The 22,314-nt window shown below is 71.4% G+C and carries 22 protein-coding genes; 9 read left to right on the forward strand and 13 right to left on the reverse strand.

Translation table 11 applies throughout. The features are described 5' to 3' along the window. Positions 1–13: 13 nt before the first annotated feature. From IE134_RS06670 to IE134_RS06680, 3 genes are all read right to left on the reverse strand, one after another. Positions 14–637, reverse strand: a complete 624-nt coding sequence (locus IE134_RS06670; protein WP_098894037.1) for a PadR family transcriptional regulator — start codon at positions 635–637, stop codon at positions 14–16. Between the two features lie 70 nt (positions 638–707). Continuing rightward, entirely contained in the window at positions 708–1,457 is a 750-nt protein-coding gene (locus tag IE134_RS06675) for a hypothetical protein (RefSeq protein WP_098894036.1), read from the reverse strand. 188 nt (positions 1,458–1,645) lie between these two features. Further along, positions 1,646–3,280 carry a protein kinase domain-containing protein gene (locus IE134_RS06680; protein ID WP_030707533.1) on the reverse strand — a complete coding sequence of 545 codons (1,635 nt, stop codon included), beginning with the start codon at positions 3,278–3,280 and terminating at the stop codon, positions 1,646–1,648. A 353-nt stretch (positions 3,281–3,633) separates the two neighbouring features. Between IE134_RS06680 and IE134_RS06685 the strand changes: the two genes are divergently transcribed. After that, positions 3,634–5,229, forward strand: a complete 1,596-nt coding sequence (locus IE134_RS06685) for a protein kinase domain-containing protein (protein ID WP_030707535.1) — start codon at positions 3,634–3,636, stop codon at positions 5,227–5,229. A gap of 101 nt (positions 5,230–5,330) precedes the next feature. Here IE134_RS06685 and IE134_RS06690 read toward each other — a convergent pair whose 3' ends face one another. From IE134_RS06690 to IE134_RS06700, 3 genes are all read right to left on the reverse strand, one after another. Then, positions 5,331–6,362, reverse strand: coding sequence for a phosphotransferase (locus IE134_RS06690; protein ID WP_030707537.1), 1,032 nt, complete (start codon positions 6,360–6,362; stop codon positions 5,331–5,333). 129 nt (positions 6,363–6,491) lie between these two features. Next, a complete protein-coding gene (locus IE134_RS06695) occupies positions 6,492–6,944 on the reverse strand; it encodes a pyridoxamine 5'-phosphate oxidase family protein (RefSeq protein ID WP_030707539.1) in 453 nt (150 codons plus the stop codon). An 88-nt stretch (positions 6,945–7,032) separates the two neighbouring features. Beyond that, on the reverse strand, positions 7,033–7,692 hold the full coding sequence (locus IE134_RS06700) for a response regulator (RefSeq protein ID WP_010060319.1): 660 nt from the start codon (positions 7,690–7,692) through the stop codon (positions 7,033–7,035). A gap of 350 nt (positions 7,693–8,042) precedes the next feature. On the opposite strand from IE134_RS06700, the gene pdhA reads away from it, so the two are divergent. Genes pdhA through IE134_RS06715 form a run of 3 tightly spaced genes read left to right on the forward strand, consistent with a single transcriptional unit; the run spans position 8,043 to position 11,649 of the window. Continuing rightward, the gene (pdhA, locus tag IE134_RS06705) at positions 8,043–9,203 is read left to right on the forward strand and encodes a pyruvate dehydrogenase (acetyl-transferring) E1 component subunit alpha (RefSeq protein WP_098894035.1); all 1,161 of its coding nucleotides are present in this window, start codon (positions 8,043–8,045) and stop codon (positions 9,201–9,203) included. Positions 9,204–9,205: 2 nt separating this feature from the next. Further along, complete coding sequence (locus IE134_RS06710; protein WP_030707543.1) at positions 9,206–10,186, forward strand: alpha-ketoacid dehydrogenase subunit beta; 981 nt, start codon at positions 9,206–9,208, stop codon at positions 10,184–10,186. Positions 10,187–10,197: 11 nt separating this feature from the next. Then, complete coding sequence (locus IE134_RS06715) at positions 10,198–11,649, forward strand: dihydrolipoamide acetyltransferase family protein (protein ID WP_098894034.1); 1,452 nt, start codon at positions 10,198–10,200, stop codon at positions 11,647–11,649. A gap of 78 nt (positions 11,650–11,727) precedes the next feature. On the opposite strand, the gene IE134_RS06720 is transcribed toward IE134_RS06715, so the two are convergent. The 3 genes from IE134_RS06720 to IE134_RS06730 all read right to left on the reverse strand — a co-directional run bounded on the left by IE134_RS06720 (position 11,728) and on the right by IE134_RS06730 (position 13,721). Next, positions 11,728–12,627: a D-alanyl-D-alanine carboxypeptidase family protein gene (locus IE134_RS06720; RefSeq protein WP_179887934.1), complete on the reverse strand. Its 900-nt coding sequence runs from the start codon at positions 12,625–12,627 to the stop codon at positions 11,728–11,730. 84 nt (positions 12,628–12,711) lie between these two features. After that, positions 12,712–13,386: a cation diffusion facilitator family transporter gene (locus IE134_RS06725; RefSeq protein ID WP_030707549.1), complete on the reverse strand. Its 675-nt coding sequence runs from the start codon at positions 13,384–13,386 to the stop codon at positions 12,712–12,714. Next, positions 13,386–13,721: an ArsR/SmtB family transcription factor gene (locus IE134_RS06730; protein ID WP_030707551.1), complete on the reverse strand. Its 336-nt coding sequence runs from the start codon at positions 13,719–13,721 to the stop codon at positions 13,386–13,388. Before IE134_RS06730 ends, IE134_RS06725 begins: the two co-directional genes overlap by 1 nt. A gap of 127 nt (positions 13,722–13,848) precedes the next feature. On the opposite strand from IE134_RS06730, the gene IE134_RS06735 reads away from it, so the two are divergent. Both IE134_RS06735 and IE134_RS06740 read left to right on the forward strand, forming a co-directional pair. Then, positions 13,849–14,532 carry a GntR family transcriptional regulator gene (locus IE134_RS06735; protein ID WP_098894053.1) on the forward strand — a complete coding sequence of 228 codons (684 nt, stop codon included), beginning with the start codon at positions 13,849–13,851 and terminating at the stop codon, positions 14,530–14,532. Beyond that, a complete protein-coding gene (locus tag IE134_RS06740; RefSeq protein WP_030707556.1) occupies positions 14,529–15,836 on the forward strand; it encodes an MFS transporter in 1,308 nt (435 codons plus the stop codon). Before IE134_RS06735 ends, IE134_RS06740 begins: the two co-directional genes overlap by 4 nt. A 46-nt stretch (positions 15,837–15,882) precedes the next feature. On the opposite strand, the gene IE134_RS06745 is transcribed toward IE134_RS06740, so the two are convergent. Further along, the gene (locus IE134_RS06745) at positions 15,883–16,707 is read right to left on the reverse strand and encodes a maleylpyruvate isomerase family mycothiol-dependent enzyme (protein ID WP_010060305.1); all 825 of its coding nucleotides are present in this window, start codon (positions 16,705–16,707) and stop codon (positions 15,883–15,885) included. Between the two features lie 200 nt (positions 16,708–16,907). Between IE134_RS06745 and IE134_RS06750 the strand changes: the two genes are divergently transcribed. Together IE134_RS06750 and IE134_RS06755 are read left to right on the forward strand one after the other, a co-directional pair. Beyond that, the gene (locus IE134_RS06750) at positions 16,908–17,699 is read left to right on the forward strand and encodes a carbon-nitrogen family hydrolase (RefSeq protein WP_098894033.1); all 792 of its coding nucleotides are present in this window, start codon (positions 16,908–16,910) and stop codon (positions 17,697–17,699) included. 47 nt (positions 17,700–17,746) lie between these two features. Further along, positions 17,747–18,133 carry a hypothetical protein gene (locus IE134_RS06755; RefSeq protein WP_030707562.1) on the forward strand — a complete coding sequence of 129 codons (387 nt, stop codon included), beginning with the start codon at positions 17,747–17,749 and terminating at the stop codon, positions 18,131–18,133. Between the two features lie 73 nt (positions 18,134–18,206). On the opposite strand, the gene IE134_RS06760 is transcribed toward IE134_RS06755, so the two are convergent. Beyond that, positions 18,207–18,698: an LURP-one-related/scramblase family protein gene (locus IE134_RS06760; protein WP_030707564.1), complete on the reverse strand. Its 492-nt coding sequence runs from the start codon at positions 18,696–18,698 to the stop codon at positions 18,207–18,209. Between the two features lie 64 nt (positions 18,699–18,762). Here IE134_RS06760 and IE134_RS06765 point away from each other — a divergent pair, with 64 nt between their 5' ends. Further along, positions 18,763–20,580, forward strand: coding sequence for an NHL domain-containing thioredoxin family protein (locus tag IE134_RS06765; RefSeq protein WP_098894032.1), 1,818 nt, complete (start codon positions 18,763–18,765; stop codon positions 20,578–20,580). 49 nt (positions 20,581–20,629) lie between these two features. On the opposite strand, the gene IE134_RS06770 is transcribed toward IE134_RS06765, so the two are convergent. Together IE134_RS06770 and IE134_RS06775 are read right to left on the reverse strand one after the other, a co-directional pair. Next, complete coding sequence (locus IE134_RS06770) at positions 20,630–20,851, reverse strand: DUF6458 family protein (protein WP_030707566.1); 222 nt, start codon at positions 20,849–20,851, stop codon at positions 20,630–20,632. Between the two features lie 103 nt (positions 20,852–20,954). Continuing rightward, positions 20,955–22,253 (reverse strand): M18 family aminopeptidase, encoded by a 1,299-nt coding sequence (locus IE134_RS06775; protein WP_030707567.1) that lies wholly within the window; start codon positions 22,251–22,253, stop codon positions 20,955–20,957. Positions 22,254–22,314 lie beyond the last annotated feature (61 nt).

Below are 22,314 nucleotides of genomic sequence, written 5' to 3' on the forward strand. Positions count from 1 at the left end.
GGCGGCGCCGGTGTCAGCGCTGGGAGCGGGTCCGGTCGGCCAGCGCACGGGCCGGTCCGCGGGTGGCCGCGGGGCCGGGCTCGGCGGAGGGCTCGGTGGCGGCGGCCTCGGCGAGGCGGACGAGCCGGGACTCGCAGTGGTCGAGCCACCGGGCCTCGGCCTCCGCCTGGAAGATCAGCTGCTCCACGACGAGGAGCCAGGCCACCTCGTCCCGGTTGGCGGGGACGTCGGCCAGGGCCTGGGCCTTGAGCCGGGTGTAGTCCTGCATCGCCTTGAGCGTGTGGTGGCGCTGGGACTGGATGACGTCCCGGATGTCGACGCCCGGGGCTCCCACGGCCATGGCGAGCTTGATGGCGAGTTCGTCGCGGGGCGGACTGGTGCGGTCCACGGGGGTCTCGAACCAGCTGCGCAGTTCGGCGCGGCCCTCGTCGGTGATGGCGTAGAGATCGTGCCCGGCGTCGTCCGCGCCGTCCTGGACGACCAGGCCGTCGCGCTCCAGACGGCTGAGCGTCGTGTAGACCTGGCCGACGTTCAGGGGCCAGGTGGAGCCGGTGCGCGACTCGAACTCGGTGCGGAGCTGGGACCCGTAACGAGGGCCCCGCTCCAGCAGGGCCAGCAGGCCGTGGCGAATGGACATACTGAGTATGTATACCGAGTATGTTCGTCCTGGCAAGTCCCGTCGGAGCCGGAACCGCAGGGTGCGACGCTCAGTTCGCGCGGCGCATACGGAACGCGAGGAAGCCGAGTCCCAGCCCGACCAGGGCGATGCCCGTACCGAGCGAGACCTCCTGCACCCGCCGGACGGCAGCCGCGTCCAGCGCCTGCCCGGACCGTTGTCCCGGATCGCTGAACGCGTCGGGCGGCGGGGTGGAAGCAGGCAGGTCAACGAGGTCCGCGATCCCCTCGTCGGTCTCCTCCGGCGGGTCCTCCGCGACGGGATCCTCGGCCCGCGCCAGCTCCATCGGCGACAGCGAGCGCCCGGGACGCGCCTTGCCTGCCCCGGCCTCGCGCCCGGCCAGGGGGGCGGTCGACCCGGATACGTCGGGCGAAGCGGAAGGGGAGGAAGAGGGCTCCGGTGCGTCGGCCCCGGGCCCGGAACCGGTTCCGCCGGGGGTCTGCGCGCCGTTTCCGGTCGCCGCCGGGGATGACGGGGCCGGTCCGGTCCCCGACGCTCCGGAAGCCGGGACGCCGGACGGCAGGGGCAGCGCGGAGGGGAGCGCCGAGGGCGACGCGGAGCCCGACGGGACCGACGGCGGAGAGGCCGACGAGGACGGGGCGGCGGACGCGGTGGCGGCGGGGCTCGACGTCCCCGGGGCCGTGGCGGTCACGGACGGCGGACCGTCGGGCGCCGAGGAACCGTGGGCGGGGCCGGCTGACGGCCCCAGCGCCGCTCCGGCCGCCGCCAGCAGACAGACCGCACACCTCGACGACCATGCGGCCGGGAGTCCTGGAGCCATGAGATCAGCGTCACACGGGCCCCTGCATCCGGCATCCCGGACGCGGTATCCGGAAATCAGGGGCCTGTTACCGGTCCACGTACCGGTCCATGACGAAGATCCGGCGAGATCCGCGAACCGTAACGATCACCTTCGGACACCGACGTTTCAGGACGGCATACCGATGGTCATGGGCGGCTCACCGGTGTTCAGGAAGGCTTCCCGGTGGAGACCTTCAGCTCGAAGTGGGCGCCGTGCTCGTCGACCGCCGCACCGGAGGACGGGAACTGGCCGACGACCTGGTCCTCGGCGTAGGTGTTGCCCGGCTCCTCGATGACCTTGATCGTCCAGCCCGCGGCGGCCGCGCACGACTTCGCCGACAGGATGTCCTTGTAGATGAAGTTGGGCGCGCGGACCTTCGCCGGGTCGTTGGAGTCCTCGGAGGCGTTCGAGCAGTCCGTTTCCTTCATCGTCCGGTTGCGCTCCGGCGGGCGGTAGCCCTCCACCTGCTCGGTGCCCGTCTCGCCGCCCTTGCCCGCCTCGTCGTCCTTGCCGTCGCCCTGGAGGGCGATCGCGGTGATCAGACCGCCGACGGCCAGCAGCGCCACGACGATCGAGCCGACGATGACCGGCATGTTCCGCTTCGAGCCGCCGCCCCCGGTGCTGCCCACGGCCGTCGTGTGCTGCGGGCTGATCGAGTACGGCGGCGGGGTCTGGTGCGACAGCTGGCCCGGGGTCGGGTAGCCCTGGACCTGGCCGGACTGCGGATAGCCGTAGCTCGGCGCGGGGGTGGGCTGGCTGTACGGCCCCGGCTGCTGGTGCGGATGCGGCTGGTACGGCGTCTGGACGCTGTGGGGCGCCGGGGTGCTCTGGTCGACCGGCGGGAACACCGCCGAGCCGACGCCGGAGCCGCTGTTGGCGGGCCCGCCGCCCGACACGATCATCGGGGCGCCGGTCTGGCCGCCGGAGGCGTTCAGCACGCGGGCGATCTCGTCGCGCATCGCGGCGGCGCTGGGGAAGCGCTCGTTCGGGTTCTTCTTGAGCGCGCGGGCGACGAGGGCGTCCATCGCCGGGGTGACCGACCGGTTGATGCTGGAGGGCGCGACCGGCTCCTCCTGCACATGCGCGTACGCGATGGCCAGCGGCGAGTCCGCGTCGAACGGGATCCGGCCGGTGAGCAGCTGGAAGAGCATGATCCCGACCGAGTACAGGTCGGACCGGGCGTCGACGCCGCGGCCGAGGGCCTGCTCGGGGGAGAGGTACTGCGGGGTGCCGACGACCATGCCGGTCTGGGTCATCGAGGTGACACCGGACTGCATGGCGCGGGCGATGCCGAAGTCCATCACCTTGACGACGCCGCGCTTGGTCATCATCACGTTGCCCGGCTTGATGTCCCGGTGGACCAGGCCCATCTCGTGGCTGGTCTCCAGGGCGGCGAGCACGTCCGCCGTCACCTTGAGGGCCTTGTCGGCGGGCATCGCGCCGTGTGTGCGGATGTCGGCGGCCAGCACCGAGCCGAGCGGCTGCCCCTCGACGTACTCCATGACGATGTACGGCATCAGCGCACCGCCGAGCTCGTCCTCGCCGGTGTCGAAGACGGAGACGATGTTGGTGTGCTGGAGCTTGGCGACGGCCTGCGCCTCGCGCCGGAAGCGCTCGCGGAAGGACTGCTCGCGCCCGAGCTCGGTGTGCAGGGTCTTGATCGCGACCTGGCGGTCCAGGGCGGAGTCGTACGCCAGGTACACGGACGCCATTCCGCCCTCGCCGAGCAGGTCGCGCAGCTGGTAGCGGCCGCCCGCGACCGACCCGCCCGCATAGCGGCCCTGTGCGCCGTCCTGGCTCATGACTTGCTTCCCCCTCGACGGCGCGCGGTCGCACGCGGAGTTCCTGTCCGACCTGGTTACTGTCTGACGTGATTGCGTGCCGCGCGGTTCCGTACAACGCGATTACGCGCCAAGTCTGCCGTAGGGGTCCGACACGTCAAGCCGGGTGCCCGTTCCGTGACCCTACGCACAAGAAGCGTCTCGGAAGCGTTACAGGAAACGCATCAAAATCACGTGTAGGGCGCGCCGGGCGGTTCGATGATCCTGCCGGAGCGGAACCGTGGTGTCCGGCGGAGGCTGTAGCGTGACGTGGCAATGCAGCAAGGCACCGTGAGAACCCGCGGACGCGCGGACAGATACGACGGCGAGGACTGATGGCACCCGATTCCGAAGCAAACGGCGGCGGAGTCTCGGATGGCACCGACTCCTGGGGCGTCGGCGGCGTCGTCGGTGACGGCCGTTACCGGATGACCCACCGGCTCGGCCGGGGCGGCATGGCAGAGGTGTACGCGGCGGAGGACGTCCGGCTCGGACGTACGGTCGCGGTGAAGCTCCTGCGCTCCGACCTGGCCGAGGACCCGGTCTCCAAGGCCCGCTTCACCCGCGAGGCACAGTCCGTCGCGGGCCTCAACCACCATGCGATCGTCGCCGTGTACGACTCCGGCGAGGACGTCGTGGGCGGCCAGACCGTCCCGTACATCGTGATGGAACTGGTCGAAGGCCGCACCATCCGCGATCTGCTCCTGACCGCCGAGGCCCCGCCGCCCGAGCAGGCGCTGATCATCGTCTCGGGTGTGCTGGAAGCCCTCGCCTACTCGCACCAGCACGGCATCGTGCACCGCGACATCAAGCCCGCCAACGTGATCATCACGGATTCCGGCGCGGTCAAGGTGATGGACTTCGGCATCGCCCGCGCGCTGCACGGCGCGCAGTCGACGATGACCCAGACCGGCATGGTCATGGGCACGCCGCAGTACCTCTCCCCCGAGCAGGCGCTCGGCAAGGCCGTCGACCACCGGTCCGACCTGTACGCCACCGGCTGCCTGCTCTACGAGCTGCTGGCGCTGCGGCCCCCGTTCACCGGTGAGACCCCGCTCTCGGTGGTCTACCAGCACGTCCAGGACATCCCGGTGCCGCCCTCCGAGGTCTCGGACGTGGTGCCGCCGGAGCTGGACGGGATGGTGATGCGCTCGCTGGCGAAGGACCCGGACGACCGGTTCCAGAGCGCCGAGGAGATGCGCGGGCTCGTCCAGTACAGCCTGCAGATGCTCCAGGTGCAGGGCGGCCACACGGGCACCTGGAACACCGGTCCGGTCGCGCTGCGCGAGGGGGGCCAGACCCCGCCGCACGGTATGGCCGGCTCCACTCAGGTGATGGGCGCGGGTCACCCGATGCACGGGGACACCTCGCAGGGCCCGATCCTGCCCCCGTACAACCCGGACGACGGGGGGTACGACGGCGGCGGGCAGCGGCGCTCCGGCGGGCGCGGCAAGATGTGGCTCTTCGTCCTGCTGGCCCTGATCGCGATCGGCGCGGGTGTCGCGTTCGCCCTCAACGCGGCGCAGGGCGACGGCGACAAGGACAAGGACCCGGTCACCCCGTCCACCTCGGTCAGCCAGTCCGAGGAGGAGCCATCGGACGAGCCGTCCGAGGAGGAGAGCGAGGAGCCGGAGGAGCCGGACACCACCAGCGGCGGCCAGACCGAGCCGAATCCGCCGCCGTGGACCCCGGACCCGACCCCGAGCGAGCCGACGTTCAGCCCGTCCCCGACGCCGACCGACACGGACGGCGGCGCGTCGGACGGCTCCACCAACGAGGGCAGCACCGGGGAGCCCACGGGCGAGCCCACGGACCCGACGACCGACCCCGGCACCCCGGGCGGCGGAGCCGCCGATGGCGCGGCCGGCGGCGAGGACGGCGGTACGGGCACGACGCCCGGCGAGGTGGCGGCCGGCGCCACCACGCCGTAGCCCGGCGCCATCGCACCACCTCATGAGCCCGGCGTGCGCCCTCGTGGCACGCGCCGGGCTCATGCGCGTCCGCACCACGCTTCGCCCCGTGAAGGCACGCCTCACTCCGTGAAGGCCGCGCACACCGCCTCGTACTCGCGCGTCCACCACACCGCCAGGGCCGACACCGCGGGAAACTGCGGGTCGGCCCTGCGGTCGTCCAGGCGGTAGCGCCAGCGCAGTATCCAGAAGTCGTTGAGCCGCTCCCACCACACCCGGTGCACCGCGGCCGCCAGTTCCCCGGCCCCCGCCCCGGCGGCCCGCCGGTACGCCCGGGCGTAGGCCCGTACCTTCGCGAGGTCCAGTTCCCCGGCCGGCCGGACGAAGAAGATCGCCGCGGCCCGGACCGCCTCCTCGGCGCGCGGCTGTACGTCCAGCCGGTCCCAGTCCACGATCGCGACCGGGTCGGCGCCCCGGTAGAGCAGGTTCAGCGGGTGGAAGTCCCCGTGCACCCAGCCGGTGGCGGGCCCCTCCGGCGTGGGCGGGCGGCGGTGGGCGTGCTGTTCGAGCAGGGCGCGGCGCTCCACGAGCCGGTGCACGGCGAGTTCGTCGAAGGCGTCGCGCGGGGTGTCCCGGCCGTCCTCGCCGCGCGCGGCGGCCAGCAGGTCGTCGATCAGCGCGAAGGTGTCGGCGGCGTCCGGGCTGCGGTGCCCCGGCCGGGCGGGCGGGCTCGCGCGCGGCGGGCCGTCGCGCGGGGCCATCACCTGCTCCAGGCCGGTGTGCACGGTGCCGAGGAGCGTGCCGAGCCGGCGCGACTGGGCGAGGGTCAGCTGGGCGCCGACCCGGTGGAGGCCCTCGACCCAGGGGTGCAGGGCGTAGCAGCGTTCGCCGATCATGGTGACGGTGTCGCCCCGGGTGTCCGTCAGCGGCGGCACGACGGGCACGCCGAGCGACTGCAGGCGCTGGGTGGCACGGTGCTGGCGCACGATCGCGGCGCGTTCGCCGCTCGTGTCGTCCAGGTGCTTCTTGTCGAGATGGTGCTTGAGGAAGTAGGAACCGCTCGTCGTGGAGACGCGGTATCCGTGGTTCAGCAGGCCTTTGGTGATCGGCTCGCAGGCGAGCGGCTCGCCCACGCCGGGGTAACGGCGCAGCACCTCGTCGACCGGGGGAACAGGCGGGCGAGTGACATATGAGCGCAGCACTTACCAGATGTTAGATCACTCTGCGTGGCCACTTTGCGGACTTGCGGTCACGCCGACCAGTGCGCTAAGGGGGGCAGCGCCTCAGAAGTCCAGCGTGTGTTCCGTGACGAAGTGCGGATCGACCCGGAGGTACGCCGGCGCGTAGGGCTCCCCGTTGACGCTGACAGGGGCCGCGCCGAACAGTTCCTCCTGCTCGGGGCAGAGGTGCACGATCTCGGCGGGCCCGGTGAACTGCACCGACCACAGGTTGCCGCCGTCGCCCGAGGCCGCGTCGTTGTAGTTGTCCGCCCCGTACGCGACGACGCTCCCGTCGCAAGCCTCGTGGTGGCCGAAGCCCCGGTGCATCCGCAGCAGGATGCGGCCGTCGCTCACGATGTGCCGGGCCACCGCCAGGAACGGCAGGGCCCGCATGCTGGTCGCGAGGCGGCCGTAGGGGACCCGGCCGAGCAGGTCGAGGGGCTCGGCCGGACCGGTCCGCTCGATCGTGCCGACCGCGCGGCGTTCGCGGGGGGAGCCGTGGGAGTCGAAGGACATGGCTTCCACTGTCCCCCGGGCGTAGGAGCCGCGTAAGAGTCGCCTGCCCCGGGTGGCGCGGGACCAAAGTCCCGCCGCCCGGGGCGGTTCAGCGGCGCTCGGCCTGGAGCCGTGCGACGTACGCGGCGGCCTGCGAGCGGCGCTCCATGCCCAGCTTGGACAGCAGGCTGGAGACGTAGTTCTTGATGGTCTTCTCGGCCAGGTGCAGACGCTCCCCGATGACGCGGTTGGTCAGCCCCTCCCCGATCAGGTCCAGGATCTTGCGCTCCTGCTCGGTGAGGCCCGCCAGCCGGTCGTCGCCCTTGGCGCTCCCGCCGTCGCGCAGCCGCTCCAGCACCCGAGCGGTCGCCACCGGGTCCAGCAGGGATTTTCCGGCCGCCACGTCCCGTACGGCATTCAGCAGTTCATTGCCGCGGATCGCCTTCAGTACATAACCCGAGGCACCCGCCATGATCGCGTCGAAAAGCGCCTCGTCATCGGCGTACGAGGTGAGCATCAGGCATTTGATGTTCTCGTCCTGGGAACGGACTTCCCGGCACACCTCCACCCCGCTGCCGTCCGGCAGCCGCACGTCGAGCACCGCGACATCGGGCCGCGTCGCCGGGATGCGGGCCAGGGCGTCCGCGGCCGTACCGGCCTCGCCGACCACCTCGATGTCCGGTTCGGAGGCGAGCAGCTCATGGACGCCGCGCCGGACGACCTCGTGATCGTCGAGCAGAAATACCGTGATTTTTCCTTCTTCGCGCACGATCGCAGTCTCACATACTCGCCTCCCCTCCGCTCTTCCCTGGCGCTGATCCGCGGGATAACGTGCCGTTGTTCCGGCGGCCTGCAAGGCTGTTTCCAGTGCCCTGACCAGCAGCGCTTCGCGTTTTTTTCGATTTACTTGGAAATCCAAGCAAAATCGCAGGTCAGAGAGGGTTTCGCAGTTATGCGATGCACTGGGTAACGTGCCTATGACAGGGCGCTCGCCGGGGCACCTGTCACGCCTGATCCCGGCCCGACCGGCACCCACCCCGTGCACGGCTGTCGGATTCAGGCGAGCCGCACTGGTTTCCCGGCAGACCCCGGGGGCCGGACCGACGGAGGAGCACGCACGTGACCGTGGAGAGCACTGCCGCCGCGCGTAAACCGCGACGCGCCAGCAAGCGGACCAGCGCCGCGAAGAAGCCGCAGAGCGCCGAGCCCCAGCTCGTACAGCTGCTGACGCCCGAGGGCGAGCGCGTCGAGCACCCGGACTACAGCATCGACCTGAGCGCGGAAGAGCTGCGCGGTCTGTACCGGGACATGGTGCTCACCCGCCGCTTCGACGCCGAGGCGACCGCCCTCCAGCGTCAGGGCGAGCTGGGCCTGTGGGCCTCGCTGCTCGGCCAGGAGGCCGCCCAGATCGGCAGTGGCCGCGCCCTGCGCGACGACGACTACGTCTTCCCGACCTATCGGGAGCACGGCGTCGCCTGGTGCCGCGGCGTCGACCCGACCAACCTGCTCGGCATGTTCCGCGGCGTGAACCACGGCGGCTGGGACCCGAACAGCAACAACTTCCACCTGTACACGATCGTCATCGGCTCGCAGACGCTGCACGCCACCGGCTACGCCATGGGCGTCGCCAAGGACGGTGCGGACTCCGCCGTGATCGCGTACTTCGGTGACGGCGCCTCCAGCCAGGGAGACGTCGCCGAGTCGTTCACCTTCTCCGCGGTCTACAACGCCCCCGTCGTCTTCTTCTGCCAGAACAACCAGTGGGCCATCTCCGAGCCCACCGAGCGCCAGACCCGCGTGCCGCTCTACCAGCGCGCCCAGGGCTTCGGCTTCCCCGGCGTCCGCGTCGACGGCAACGACGTCCTCGCCTGTCTCGCCGTCACCCGCTCCGCGCTGGAGCGGGCCCGCCGCGGCGAGGGCCCGACCCTCGTCGAGGCGTTCACCTACCGCATGGGCGCCCACACCACCTCCGACGACCCGACGAAGTACCGGGCCGACGAGGAGCGGGCCGCCTGGGAGGCCAAGGACCCGATCCTGCGGCTGCGGACGTACCTGGAGAAGGCCGGCCACGCCGACAAGGCGTTCTTCACCGCCCTGGAGGAGGAGAGCGAGACCCTCGGCAAGCGGGTACGGGAAGCGGTACGCGCGATGCCCGACCCGGAGCCGCTGGCCCTGTTCGAGCACGCCTACGCCGACGGCAACTCCCTCGTGGACGAGGAGCGCGCCCAGTTCGCCGCCTACCAGGCATCGTTCGCCGACTCTGCCGAGGAGGGCAAGTAGCCATGGCCGTGGAAAAGATGTCCATCGCGAAAGCGCTCAACGAGTCGCTCCGCCTCGCCCTCGACACCGACCCCAAGGTCCTCATCATGGGTGAGGACGTCGGCAAGCTCGGCGGCGTCTTCCGGATCACCGACGGGCTCCAGAAGGACTTCGGCGAGGACCGGGTGATCGACACCCCGCTCGCCGAGTCCGGCATCGTCGGCACGGCGATCGGTCTGGCCCTGCGCGGCTACCGCCCCATCGTCGAGATCCAGTTCGACGGCTTCGTCTTCCCCGCGTACGACCAGATCGTCACGCAGCTCGCCAAGATGCACGCCCGCGCGCTCGGCAAGGTCAAGCTGCCGGTCGTCGTGCGCATTCCGTACGGCGGTGGCATCGGCGCGGTCGAGCACCACAGTGAGTCCCCCGAGGCGCTCTTCGCGCATGTCGCGGGCCTGAAGGTGGTCTCGCCGTCCAACGCGAGCGACGCCTACTGGATGATGCAGCAGGCCGTCCAGAGCGACGACCCGGTCATCTTCTTCGAGCCCAAGCGGCGCTACTGGGACAAGGGCGAGGTCGACACCGAGTCCATCCCCGGCCCGCTGCACAAGGCCGTGACCGCCCGCGAGGGCGGCGACCTCACGCTCGTCGCGTACGGGCCGATGGTCAAGGTCTGCCTGGAGGCGGCCGCGGCCGCCCAGGAGGAGGGCAAGTCGATCGAGGTCCTGGACCTGCGCTCGATGGCCCCCATCGACTTCGACGCCATCCAGAGGTCGGCGGAGAAGACCGGCCGGGTCGTGGTCGTCCACGAGGCGCCCGTCTTCTACGGCTCCGGCGCGGAGATCGCGGCCCGGATCACCGAGCGCTGCTTCTACCACCTCGAAGCTCCCGTGCTGCGGGTCGGCGGCTACAGCGTGCCCTACCCGCCGGCCCGGCTGGAGGACGAGTACCTGCCCGGCCTGGACCGGGTGCTCGACGCCGTCGACCGCTCGCTGGCGTTCTGAGGAGAGGGTTCGTGACGACGATGACCGAAACGTCTGCTCGCTTCCGTGAGTTCAAGATGCCCGACGTGGGCGAAGGACTGACCGAGGCCGAGATCCTCAAGTGGTTCGTCCAGCCCGGCGACACCGTCACCGACGGCCAGGTCGTGTGCGAGGTCGAGACCGCGAAGGCGGCCGTCGAGCTGCCGATCCCGTTCGACGGGGTGGTGCACGAGCTGCGCTTCCCCGAGGGCACGACCGTCGATGTCGGCCAGGTGATCATCGCGATCGACGTGGCCCCGGGCGGCGGCGACGCGCCCGCCCCGGCCGCCGCCGCTCCGGCGCAGGAGCCGGTGGAGGCGCCGGAGGCCGAGGCCGAGCCGAAGGGCCGCACGCCGGTCCTGGTGGGCTACGGGGTCGCCGAGTCCTCCACCAAGCGCCGCCCGCGCAAGGGGGCGGCCGCCGCGCCCGAGGCCGCCGCCGTCGCGGCGGCGGTGCAGGCCGAGCTGAACGGGCACGGGGCGCCGGCCCCGGCCGCCGTTCCCCCGCAGAGTGGTGCCCCGGCGGGCGGCAGGCCGCTCGCCAAGCCCCCGGTCCGCAAGCTGGCCAAGGACCTGGGCATCGACCTGGCGACGGTGGTGCCGACCGGCAAGGACGGCATCATCACCCGCGAGGACGTCCACGCGGCGGCGGCCCCGGCCGCTGCCGAGGCTCCCGCGGCGGTCGCGTCCCCGGTGGCCCCCGCGCCTGCGGTCACCGAGGCCCCCGGGGTGGTCTCCGACTCCGTCCGCGAGACCCGTATCCCGGTCAAGGGCGTCCGCAAGGCCATCGCGCAGGCGATGGTGGGCAGCGCGTTCACCGCGCCGCACGTCACCGAGTTCGTCACGGTCGACGTGACGCGCACGATGAAGCTCGTGGCCGAGCTCAAGGAGGACAAGGACATGGCGGGGGTGCGGGTCAACCCGCTCCTCATCATCGCCAAGGCCCTCCTCGTCGCGATCAAGCGGAACCCCGAGGTCAACGCCGCCTGGGACGAGGCGAACCAGGAGATCGTGCAGAAGCACTACGTCAACCTGGGCATCGCGGCGGCCACCCCGCGCGGTCTGATCGTGCCGAACATCAAGGACGCGCACGACAAGACGCTGCCGCAGCTCGCGGAGGCGCTGGGCGAGCTGGTCGCCACGGCGCGGGACGGCAAGACGTCCCCGGCGGCGATGGCGGGCGGCACGGTGACCATCACCAACGTCGGCGTCTTCGGCGTCGACACCGGTACGCCGATCCTCAACCCGGGCGAGTCCGCGATCCTGGCGGTCGGTGCGATCAAGCTGCAGCCGTGGGTGCACAAGGGCAAGGTGAAGCCGCGTCAGGTCACCACGCTGGCCCTGTCGTTCGACCACCGCCTGGTCGACGGCGAGCTGGGCTCCAAGGTGCTGGCCGATGTGGCGGCGATCCTGGAGCAGCCGAAGCGGCTCATCACCTGGGCCTGACGCTTCCGCGACAGCCGAAGGGGCCCGGCCCGCACACACCGTGCGGGCCGGGCCCCTTCGCCGTACAAAGCCTGCGGGCTACTTCTTGAAGCCGTAGTCCATCATCTTCTTCGCGTCGGCGGTGCGGTTCGCCTCGGAGGTCGACGTGAGCACCGTGCCGATGACCGTCTTGCCCTTACGGGTCGCCGCGAAGACCAGGCAGTACTTGGCGGTCGGGCCGGAGCCGGTCTTGACGCCGGTCGCGCCGCTGTAACTGCCGAGCAGCTTGTTGGTGTTGGTCCACGACATGTAGCGGTAGCCACCGCTCTTCGTGGTCACCTTCTGCTTCGTCGACTGGGTCTTGACGACCGTGCGGAACGTGGAGTTCTTCATCGCCTTGCTGGCGATCTTCGTCAGGTCACGGGGGGTGGAGTAGTTGCTGCCGTTCCCGATGCCGTCGAACGAGTCGAAGCGGGTGTTCTTCAGCTTGAGGCTCTTCGCCGTGGAGTTCATCTTGCCGATGAACGACTTCACCCGGGCGGCACGGGTCGAGCCGGAGCCGAACTTGTCGGCCAGGGCGTACGCGGCGTCGCAGCCGGACGGGAGCATCAGGCCGTAGAGGAGCTGGCCCACCGTCACCTTGTCGCCGACGATGAGCCGGGCGGACGAGGCGTTCTTCGAGACGATGTAGTCGCTGTACGCCTTCTGGATCGTGACCTTGGAATTCAGGTTCACGTTCTTCTGGGACAGGACGACCAGCGCCGTCATGATCTTCGTGGTCGAACCGGTGGCCCGGCGGGTGTCCGCGGACTTGGTGAAGAGGGTCTTCCCGGTGCCGTCGTTCATCAGGAAGCCGCCCTTGGCGACGATCTTCGGAGCCGGCGGCGCGGCGGCCTGTGCCGTGGAGGCGAAGGCGCTGCCCGCGAGCACCGCACCGGCGGTGAGCGTCACGGTGGCCGTGACGGAGACGCGATTGATGTGCTTGATGCCGAATTTCAACTGAACGCTCCAAATGCCCCTGATGCGCGGCTACATAAGGGTGCCGCTCGCAGATGAGACTCCTGGCGAGGGCCAATGGATGTGTTATCGAACGGGTGATTTTGCGCAGGCTTGACTCCCGGCCGTCGGCGCGCAGCAGCCCTTGCCCCGCCACGCTTCGCGACCCTCCTTGACCGCGATGCCGGCGATGGCCAGGGCGGCCACCGGATCCGCCCAGGACCAGCCGAACGCCGCGTTGAGGATCAGGCCGACGAGCAGGACGGCGGAGAGGTACGTGCACAGCAGGGTCTGCTTCGAGTCGGCGACGGCGGACGCGGAGCCGATCTCGCGCCCCGCGCGCCGCTGGGCGGCCGACAGGAACGGCATGATCGCCAGCGAGAGCGCGGCGATGACGATGCCGAGCGGGGAGGGTTCGGCCTCGCCGGTCCCGGTCAGCGCGCGGACCGCGTCGACGGCGACGTACGCGGCGAGTGCGAGGAACGACACGGCGATGATCCGCAGGGCCGTCCTCTCCCGGGCCTCGCGCACCGCGTGCTCGCGCGCGGAGAACTGCCAGGCGACCGCGGCGGCGGAGGAGACCTCGATGACGGAGTCCAGGCCGAAGCCGATCAGCGCGCTGGAGGAGGCGAGCGTTCCGGCGGTGAGGGCGACGACCGCCTCGATGACGTTGTAGGCGATGGTGGCGGCGACCAGCAGCCGTATCCGGCGGGCGAGCGCGTCCCGGCGGGCCGGCGAGGGGCCGAGGGAGAGCGTGGTCATCAGCAGCACCCCTCCGTCTCCGCGTCCGGGCAGGTGCGGTCGGTCTCGACGGCCACCACCGCGGAGCGCAGGTCGTCCAGCGCGGTACCGAGGCGTTCGTCGGCCAGCTCGTAGCGCGTGCGGCGGCCGTCCGGCGAGGTGACGACCAGGCCGCAGTCGCGCAGGCAGGCCAGGTGGTTGGAGAGCCGGGTGCGCGAGATGCCCAGGGCTTCGGCGAGGTCGGAGGGGTACGCCGGGGCCTCGCGGAGCGCGAGCAGGAGGCGGCAGCGGATCGGGTCGGCGAGCGCGCGGCCGAACCGCGCGAGCACCTCGATGTCGGGAGCGACGGTCAGCATGAAGTGACAGTACAGCTCTTCCTGAATTCAGGGAAGCGTGAACTATTTCTGATCTCCCGGGGCGTTCCGGAGGTCCAGAATCCGGACGCCGGTCCCCATGCGTGCATGTTGTATCTATGCTGTGCGCATGCCTGCCGCATCCTCCGCCCCCGTACGGTCCACCCCCTCCTCCCTCAAGCGCCCGCCCGCCGCCGAGCGGGTCTACACGCACATCAAGGAAGCCGTCCTGGAACGGCGTTACGAGGGCGGGACGCTGCTCACCGAAGGGGATCTGGCGGACGCGGTCGGGGTCTCGCGGACGCCCGTGCGCGAGGCGCTGCTGCGGCTGGAGGTCGAGGGGCTGATCAAGCTCTACCCGAAGAAGGGGGCGCTCGTCCTCGCCGTCTCCGCGCAGGAGATCAAGGACGTGGTGGAGACCCGGCTGCTGGTCGAGGAGTTCGCGGCGCGCAAGGCCGTGCCCGCGTCCCCGCAGCTGATCGAGCGCCTGGAACAGCTCCTGGAGGAGCAGCGGAAGCTGGCGAAGGCCGGCGATCTGGCGGCGGTGGCCGTCACGGACCGCTGTTTCCACGCCGAGATCGTCAAGTACGCGGGCAACGAGATCCTCTCGCGCCTCTACGACCAGCTGCGCGACCGTCAGCTGCGCATGGGCGTCGCGGTGATGGAGGCGCACCCGGGCAGGATCGAGGCCAACATCACCGAGCACGGTGAGCTGCTGGGGGCGATCCGGGCCGGGGACGCCGCCGGGGCGGCCCTGGTCGTGCGCCGCCATGTCGGCCGGGTGCGGGAGCTCGTGCGGGGTGAGGACCGGTGAGTTCGGCCGCCCCCACGCTCTCCCTGCCCGGTGACCCGCCCGGCGGCCGGCGTGCCGCCTGGGTCTGGGGCATCGGCGTCGCCGTCTACTTCGTCGCGATCATCTTCCGGACGAGCCTGGGCGTCGCCGGACTCGACGCCGCCGACCGGTTCGACGTCAACGCCTCGGCGCTCTCCACGTTCTCCATCCTCCAGCTCCTGGTCTACGCGGGCATGCAGATACCCGTCGGGCTGATGGTCGACCGGCTCGGCACCAAGAAGGTCCTCACCATCGGGGTCGTCCTGTTCACCGTCGGACAGCTCGGCTTCGCGCTCTCCCCCTCGTACGGGATGGCGCTGGCCGCGCGCGCCCTGCTCGGCTGCGGCGACGCGATGACGTTCATCAGCGTGCTGCGGCTCGGCAGCCGCTGGTTCCCGGCCCGGCGCGGACCGCTGATCGGGCAGGTCGCCGCGCTGTTCGGGATGGCGGGCAACCTCGTCTCGACGCTGTTCATCGCGCGGGCGCTGCACAGCTACGGCTGGACCACGACGTTCGTGGGCAGTTCGCTGGCGGGCGTCGTGGTGCTGGTGCTGCTCCTGCTCTTCCTGAAGGACCACCCCGAGGGCCATGAGCCGCCGCCCGCCGAGCACGCCGGGGCCGCGTACGTCCGCCGGCAGATCGCCGCGGCCTGGCGGGAGCCGGGGACCCGGCTCGGGATGTGGGTGCACTTCACCACCCAGTTCCCGGCGATGGTGTTCCTGCTGCTGTGGGGAATGCCGTTCCTGGTCGAGGCGCAGGAGCTGAGCCGGGGCACGGCGGGCGCGCTGCTCACCCTGGTGGTGCTGTCCAACATGGTGGTCGGGCTCGTCTACGGGCAGATCATCGCCCGCCACCACGAGGCGCGGACCCCGATCGCGCTCGGCACGGTGGCGACGACGGCCCTGCTCTGGGCGTCCGCGATCTTCTACCCGGCCGACCACACGCCGATGTGGCTGCTGATCGTCCTGTGCCTGGTGCTGGGCGCCTGCGGACCGGCCTCGATGGTCGGCTTCGACTTCGCCCGCCCGGCCAACCCGCCCGAGCGCCAGGGCACCGCCTCCGGCATCGTCAACATGGGCGGATTCGTCGCCTCGATGACCACTCTGCTGGCCGTCGGGGTCCTGCTGGACGCCACCGGCGACAACTACCGGGTCGCGTTCGCCTCGGTCTTCGTCCTGGAGGCGTTCGGCGTCGCCCAGATCCTGCGGCTGCGCCGACGGGCGGCCCTCAGGGAGCGCGAGCACCACGTGGTCAGCCGCGTCGAGGCCGTCCACGTGCCCGCGTGACCCTCACTCCGGGGCGCGGGCACGTGCCCGTGAAGCGGTAACGGGGTCACGGTGTCACGGCGAAGTTGTCGAGGATCGCGGTGGCCAGCTCCTGGTCGCCCTCGACCTTGATCCGGTCGGCGACGGCCGCGTGGCGGACCCGGCCGCAGGCGAGGCGGACGTAGGTCTCCCAGTCCAGCGACAGCGTCACGGCGGGGCCCAGCGACGGCGCGCCGTCGATCGAACCGCGGCCCTCCGCGTCGACCCGGACCGTCCGCAGGAACTCCACCGGGCCGTGCACGTCGAAGACGACCGCCGAGTTGGCCGGCGCGCCCGCGCTCTTGGCGACCACCTTCGGGAGCCCGAGGAGCAGCATGTCCCGGGTGATCAGGGCGCCGGGGGAGTCCAGGTTGCCCGGCTGGCCGAGCGTGGTGCGCAGGTCCTGCTCGTGCACCCACACGTCGAAGGCCCGCAGATTCAGCGCCGTTTCGAGGGTCTGCTCGGCGCCCAGGGGCGCGCGGACCTTGGTCTCGGGACTGCGCGACTCATTGCGGATCTGGCGGGCCCGGCGGATGAGGACGTACTCCAGCTCAGCGGTGATCTCCGGGGAGGTGTGGTGCCGCCGGACGTCGACCTGCATCTCCATGTAGCGGGCGAAGTCGCTCTGCACGTGGTAGAGATCGCGCGGCAAAGTGTGGATCGGCCGGGGGTCGCCGAGCATCTCGCACTCCATGCCGATGACGTGCGACACGATGTCGCGCACCGACCACCCCGGGCAGGGCGTGCGGCGGTTCCACTCGCTCTCGGGAAGGGGCTTCACCAGCTCGGCTATCGCCTCGATGGAGTGGGTCGCGGCGTCGGTGTAGGGCTGGAGGCTGGGATGGACGGTCACGGGACCCCTCGTGCGGTTCTGCGGTGCATGGGCTGGAGAGAGCAGGGATGCTGGCGGGTGGGCCGGCTCTGACGGCACTGTCGGCGAGCTGCGTGGGAGGTTCGGTGGCTAAGTTACGCTGCGAGCAGGCACCCCGGCAGTGCTTTCGTGTGACGATCGTAGGCCCGTGTTGACGGCTTGAATGCCAGGACGGTGGTAGTGTGCGCGCCTCCCTCATCCAGATCGCAGTAGACCCGGACGAATCCGTCGAGGCCCGCAGAGTGCGAGCGGCCTCCCTGGTGGTCGCCCAGCGCGGCGCCGACCTGGTGGTTCTTCCCGAACTCTGGCCGGTCGGGGCGTTCGCCTACACCGCCTTCGAGGCGGAGGCCGAGCCGCTGGAGGGCCCCACGCACGAGGCGATGGCGAAGGCGGCGGCCGAGGCCGGGGTCTGGCTGCACGCGGGCTCCTTCGTCGAACGCGCGGACGACGGCACCCTCTACAACACCAGCCTGGTCTTCTCGCCCGAGGGCGAGCGCACGGCCGCCTACCGCAAGATCCACCGCTTCGGTTTCGATCAGGGCGAGGCGGTGATGATGGGCGCGGGCGAGGAGCTGGTGACCGTCACCCTGCCGGACACCACCCTGGGCCTCGCCACCTGTTACGACCTCCGCTTCCCCGAGCAGTTCCGGGGCCTGGTCGACGCGGGCGCCGAGACGCTCGTCGTCGCGGCGGGCTGGCCCGAGCGCCGCCGCTCCCACTGGACGCTCCTGGCGCAGGCCCGCGCCGTGGAGAACCAGGCCTACGTGCTCGCCGTCGGCACGGCGGGCACCCACGGCGACGTCCAGCAGGCCGGCCACAGCATCGTCGTCGACCCCTGGGGCGAGGTGCTGGCCCAGGCGGGCGCGGACGAGGAGGTCCTGACCGTCGATCTGGACGCGGACAAGGTACGCGCGACCCGCGAGCAGTTCCCGGCCCTGAAGGACCGCCGGCTGGGGCTGGCCCCGCCGCTCTGAGGGCTGCCCGTGGTGGCGGTCGCGACGCCCTGTCTACAGTGAGCGCCATGGCTGAACAGGGCGCCGCTGAATCGACGTTGCTCCGTGGCACGGCGATCTTCGCCGCCGCTGCCACGGCCGTCCTCTACCTGCTCGGGCTTCTCCTCGTCGGCCTTACGGTCAGCGAGGTCGGGTCGGGAACGAACTCGACGCCCATGCACCAGTGCGTGTACGCGTCCAACGTGCCGGAAGGCGCTCGGGTGGAGACGCACGAGGTGCGCTACCTCCCGGTGCACATCCTGTGCCGCACCACCGACGGCCGGGTGTTCAACAGCGGGACCGTCCCGTCCTGGCTCAACCCGGCTCTCGCGGTCTCCTTCGCTGCCACCATCGCCCTCGCGGGGGCGGCCTTCGTCCAGGCGGACCGGCGGGCCGCCGCGCGACAGGCGGGATGAGCCCCCGTCGGACCAGACCGCCCGGGCTTCACGTTTCACGTGAAACAACGCACAGCCGCGCCCGGGCGGGCGCTCAGCCCTCGCTCTCCTTGTCCGCCAGGACGATCACGCACATCGCCACGGCGATGAGCAGCGCGGTGTCGGCGTCGTCCCGGACGACGTCGATGCCGTACGTGTCCCGGAGGGTCAGCCAGCGGCGCGAGATCTGGGCCAGCAGCTCACCGTCGTACTCGATGGCGAACTCGCGGTCCAGGATCTTGCCGCTGACGTCCAGCTCCGTACCGTCCACCAGCGTCACCCGGTAGTGGTTGCGGAGCAGCGACAGCCGCTTGCGCTTGACCTTCGCCAGCTCCTCGCCGCCCCGCTCGATGAGCATCGTGTCGCGCAGGCTGATCAGCTTCTGCCGCAGCTCGACCAGGACCCGGCCGTCGGCGTCCTTCAACTCGAAGGTGTCGCGCAGCCGCATCGCCTTGCCGTCGACCAGGAAGACCTTCCGGCCCCCGTCGTCCTCGATCCAGTAGTCGTCGCCGATGGCGAACATCCGCTCACGTACGAGAAGTCTCATGGGGCACAGGTTCCCCCGGGGCCCGGCGGAATGCGCGCAGGCCGGGACGGTGTTGACTGGTGACATGGCAACACGTGCACGCGTCCGCGCCCCCGAACTCATCGGCAAGGGCGGCTGGCTCAATACAGGCGACCAGCAATACACCCTCGCTGACCTGCGAGGACGCATCGTCATCCTCGACTTCTGGACGTTCTGCTGTGTGAACTGTCTGCATGTCCTGGACGAGCTGCGCGAGCTGGAGGAGAAGCACCGCGACACCGTGGTGATCATCGGCGTCCACTCGCCCAAGTTCGTCCACGAGGCCGAGCACCAGGCCGTCGTCGACGCCGTCGAGCGCTACGAGGTCCACCACCCCGTCCTCGACGACCCCGAGCTCGCCACCTGGAAGCAGTACGCGGTCCGCGCCTGGCCGACGCTCGTCGTGATCGACCCCGAGGGCTATGTCGTCGCCCAGCACGCGGGCGAGGGCCACGCGCACGCCATCGAGAAGCTCGTCGAGGAGCTGGAGGCCGAGCACGGGGCCAAGGGCACGCTCCGCCGCGGCGACGGCCCCTACGTCGCGCCCGAGCCCGTCGCCACGCATCTGCGCTTCCCCGGCAAGGCGCTGCTCCTGCCGGACGGCGGCTTCCTGGTCTCCGACACCACCCGGCACCGCCTGGTCGAGCTGGACGCCGACGGCGAGACCGTACGCCGCCACTTCGGCACCGGCGAACGCGGGTTGAGCAACGGCGGCCCGGACGAGGCCCGGTTCAGCGAACCGCAGGGGCTCGCCGTGCTCCCCGACGGCCGCGTCGCCGTCGCGGACACCGTCAACCACGCGATCCGCGCCCTGGACCTCACGACCGGGGTGACCAGCACCCTCGCCGGGACCGGCCGCCAGTGGTGGCAGGGGACCCCGACCAGCGGCCCGGCCCGCGAGGTGGACCTCTCCTCACCGTGGGACCTCGCCTGGTTCGGCGACCGGCTGTGGATCGCCATGGCGGGCGTGCACCAGCTGTGGACGTACGACCCCGAGAGCGCGACCGTACGCGTCGCCGCCGGGACCACCAACGAGGGCCTGGTCGACGGGCCGGCCGCCGAGGCCTGGTTCGCCCAGCCGTCCGGGCTCGCCGTCTCCGCCGACGGGGAGCGGCTCTGGGTCGCCGACTCGGAGACCTCCGCACTGCGCTGGGTCGACCGCGACGAGCACGTCCACACCGCCGTCGGCACCGGCCTCTTCGACTTCGGCCACCGTGACGGGGCGGCCGGCCAGGCGCTCCTGCAGCACCCGATCGGCGTGACCGCGCTGCCCGACGGGTCCGTCGCGATCAGCGACACGTACAACCACGCCCTGCGCCGGTACGACCCGGCGTCCGGCGAGGTCACCACGCTGGCCACCGATGTCCGCGAGCCCAGCGACGCGGTGCTGGCCGACGGCGATCTCGTCGTCGTCGAGTCGGCCCGCCACCGGCTGACCCGCCTCCGGCTGCCCGAGGAGGCGGTCCAGGTCGCCGATCAGGCGCACCGCACCCAGCGGGCCACCACCGAGATCGCCCCGGGCACCCTCCGCCTCGACGTGGTCTTCCAGGCGCCCGCCGGGCAGAAGCTGGACACCCGCTACGGGCCCTCGACCCGGCTCCTGGTCTCCGCCACCCCGCCCGAGTTGCTGGCGGACGGCTCCGGCGCGGGGACGGACCTCGGGCGCGATCTGGTTCTCGCCGACGGGGTGGCCGAGGGCGTGTTGCACGTCTCCGCGATGGCGGCGTCCTGCGACGACGACCCGGCCAACGAGTACCCGGCCTGCCATGTGCACCAGCAGGACTGGGGGGTGCCGGTCCGCGTCACCGCGGCGGGCGTATCACGGCTGGCGCTGGTGCTCGCCGGGATGGACGAGCAGGGCTGACGCGCCGGACCGGGTCGCCCCTGCGCGGGGCGACCCGGAGCGCCTGCCGTTACTGGTAGCGCTGCTGGTCGTCCTGGACGACCGTGGTGGTGGGCGGCACGACCATCCGGCGGCGCCGCGCGATGCTCATGTAGACGAAGACCCCCACGAGGCCGACGAGCATCATGATCCAGCCGACCAGGTCGACGTTCACGGTGTCCATCTTCCAGTCGGTGGCGAACGCCAGGATCGCGCCCGCACCGATCAGGAGAATGCATCCTCCGAGTCCCATGAATTCCGCCTCCTCGACCGCCCGGTGAGTCCGGGCCGGTGTACGACTCGCGTACCCGGCCCGGCAACAACCATGTGCGCGGAGGCGGTTGGGCGTAATCCGGTCAGCCGGCCAGGAACGCCGTGAGCGCGTTCGCCAGCAGATACGGGTCGTCGGCCCCGCACAGCTCACGGGCGCTGTGCATCGAGAGGATCGCCACGCCGATGTCCACGGTCTGGATGCCGTGCCGGGCCGCGGTGATCGGCCCGATGGTCGTGCCGCAGGGCATCGCGTTGTTGGACACGAAGCTCTGCCACGGCACGCCCGCCTTCTCGCAGGCCGCGGCGAACACCGCCCGGCCGCTGCCGTCGGTGGCGTACCGCATGTTGACGTTGACCTTCAGGATCGGCCCGCCGTTGGCGACCGGGTGGTGCGTCGGGTCGTGCCGCTCCGCGTAGTTGGGGTGCACGGCGTGGCCGGTGTCGGAGGAGAGACAGACGGTTCCGGCGAAGGCGCGGGCGCGGTCCTCGTACGTGCCGCCGCGCGCGAACACCGAGCGCTCCAGCACCGAGCCCAGCAGCGGCCCGTCGGCGCCGGTGTCGGACTGCGAGCCGTTCTCCTCGTGGTCGAACGCCGCGAACACCGGGATGTACGGGATGTCGGCGTCGCTCTGCCCGGCGACGGCGGCCAGGGCGGCGGTCGCGGCGTGCACCGAGAGGAGGTTGTCCATCCGGGGCCCGGCCACCAGCTCCCGGTCCCGGCCCAGGTAGGAGGGCGGCTCGATGGCGTGCGGCATCAGGTCCCAGCCGGTGACGTCCTCCGCGTCGACCCCCGCCTCCTCCGCGACGAAGCGGATCAGGTCGCCCTCTTCCACATCGCCGAGTCCCCAGATCGGCTGCATGTGCTTCTGGCGGTCGAGCTTGAGCCCCTCGGTGTTGGCCGACCGGTCCAGGTGGACGGCCAGCTGCGGCACCCGCAGCAGCGCCCGGTCGATGTTGACCAGCCGGTGCGTGCCGTCGCGCAGCGAGATCCGCCCGGCCAGGCCCAGATCCCGGTCGAGCCAGGTGTTGAGTAGGGTGCCGCCGTAGACCTCGACGGCGATCTGGCGCCAGCCGTGCGCCCCGGTGTCGGGCAGCGGCTTCACCCGGAGGTTCGGGGAGTCGGTGTGCGCCCCCGCGATCCGGAACGGGGTGTGCGCCTCGGCGCCCTCCGGCACGTACCAGGCGACGATCGCCCCGCCGCGCAGCACGTACTTCCCGCCCGCCGAGCCGTCCCAGGCGGCGGTCTCCTCGACCTGCCGGAAGCCGGCCTCCGCCAGCCGGGCGGCGGCGTTGGCCACGGCGTGGTACGGGGACGGGCTGGCCGCCAGGAAGGTCATCAGGTCATCGGTGTGCGCACGGTCGAACCGGAGAGGGGAACTCATGTTCTTCACTGTAACGAGGACCCGGGGTCCGGTATCCGGTGACCGCGAGATCGGCGGCGCC

This window comes from Streptomyces rubiginosohelvolus (assembly GCF_014649875.1).
Taxonomy (GTDB): Bacteria; Actinomycetota; Actinomycetes; order Streptomycetales; family Streptomycetaceae; genus Streptomyces; species Streptomyces rubiginosohelvolus.

Excerpts from the sequence above, each read along its gene's own strand:
- IE134_RS06670 (WP_098894037.1), bottom strand. The coding sequence starts at position 637 with ATGTCCATTCGCCACGGCCTGCTGGCCCTGCTGGAGCGGGGCCCTCGT.
- IE134_RS06775 (WP_030707567.1), bottom strand. The coding sequence starts at position 22,253 with ATGAGTTCCCCTCTCCGGTTCGACCGTGCGCACACCGATGACCTGATG.
- IE134_RS06710 (WP_030707543.1), top strand. The coding sequence starts at position 9,206 with ATGGCCGTGGAAAAGATGTCCATCGCGAAAGCGCTCAACGAGTCGCTC.
- IE134_RS06730 (WP_030707551.1), bottom strand. The coding sequence starts at position 13,721 with ATGCTGACCGTCGCTCCCGACATCGAGGTGCTCGCGCGGTTCGGCCGC.
- IE134_RS06765 (WP_098894032.1), top strand. The coding sequence starts at position 18,763 with ATGGCAACACGTGCACGCGTCCGCGCCCCCGAACTCATCGGCAAGGGC.
- IE134_RS06735 (WP_098894053.1), top strand. The coding sequence starts at position 13,849 with ATGCCTGCCGCATCCTCCGCCCCCGTACGGTCCACCCCCTCCTCCCTC.
- IE134_RS06770 (WP_030707566.1), bottom strand. The coding sequence starts at position 20,851 with ATGGGACTCGGAGGATGCATTCTCCTGATCGGTGCGGGCGCGATCCTG.
- IE134_RS06755 (WP_030707562.1), top strand. The coding sequence starts at position 17,747 with ATGGCTGAACAGGGCGCCGCTGAATCGACGTTGCTCCGTGGCACGGCG.
- IE134_RS06680 (WP_030707533.1), bottom strand. The coding sequence starts at position 3,280 with ATGAGCCAGGACGGCGCACAGGGCCGCTATGCGGGCGGGTCGGTCGCG.
- IE134_RS06675 (WP_098894036.1), bottom strand. The coding sequence starts at position 1,457 with ATGGCTCCAGGACTCCCGGCCGCATGGTCGTCGAGGTGTGCGGTCTGT.
- IE134_RS06725 (WP_030707549.1), bottom strand. The coding sequence starts at position 13,386 with ATGACCACGCTCTCCCTCGGCCCCTCGCCGGCCCGCCGGGACGCGCTC.
- IE134_RS06685 (WP_030707535.1), top strand. The coding sequence starts at position 3,634 with ATGGCACCCGATTCCGAAGCAAACGGCGGCGGAGTCTCGGATGGCACC.
- IE134_RS06695 (WP_030707539.1), bottom strand. The coding sequence starts at position 6,944 with ATGTCCTTCGACTCCCACGGCTCCCCCCGCGAACGCCGCGCGGTCGGC.
- IE134_RS06760 (WP_030707564.1), bottom strand. The coding sequence starts at position 18,698 with ATGAGACTTCTCGTACGTGAGCGGATGTTCGCCATCGGCGACGACTAC.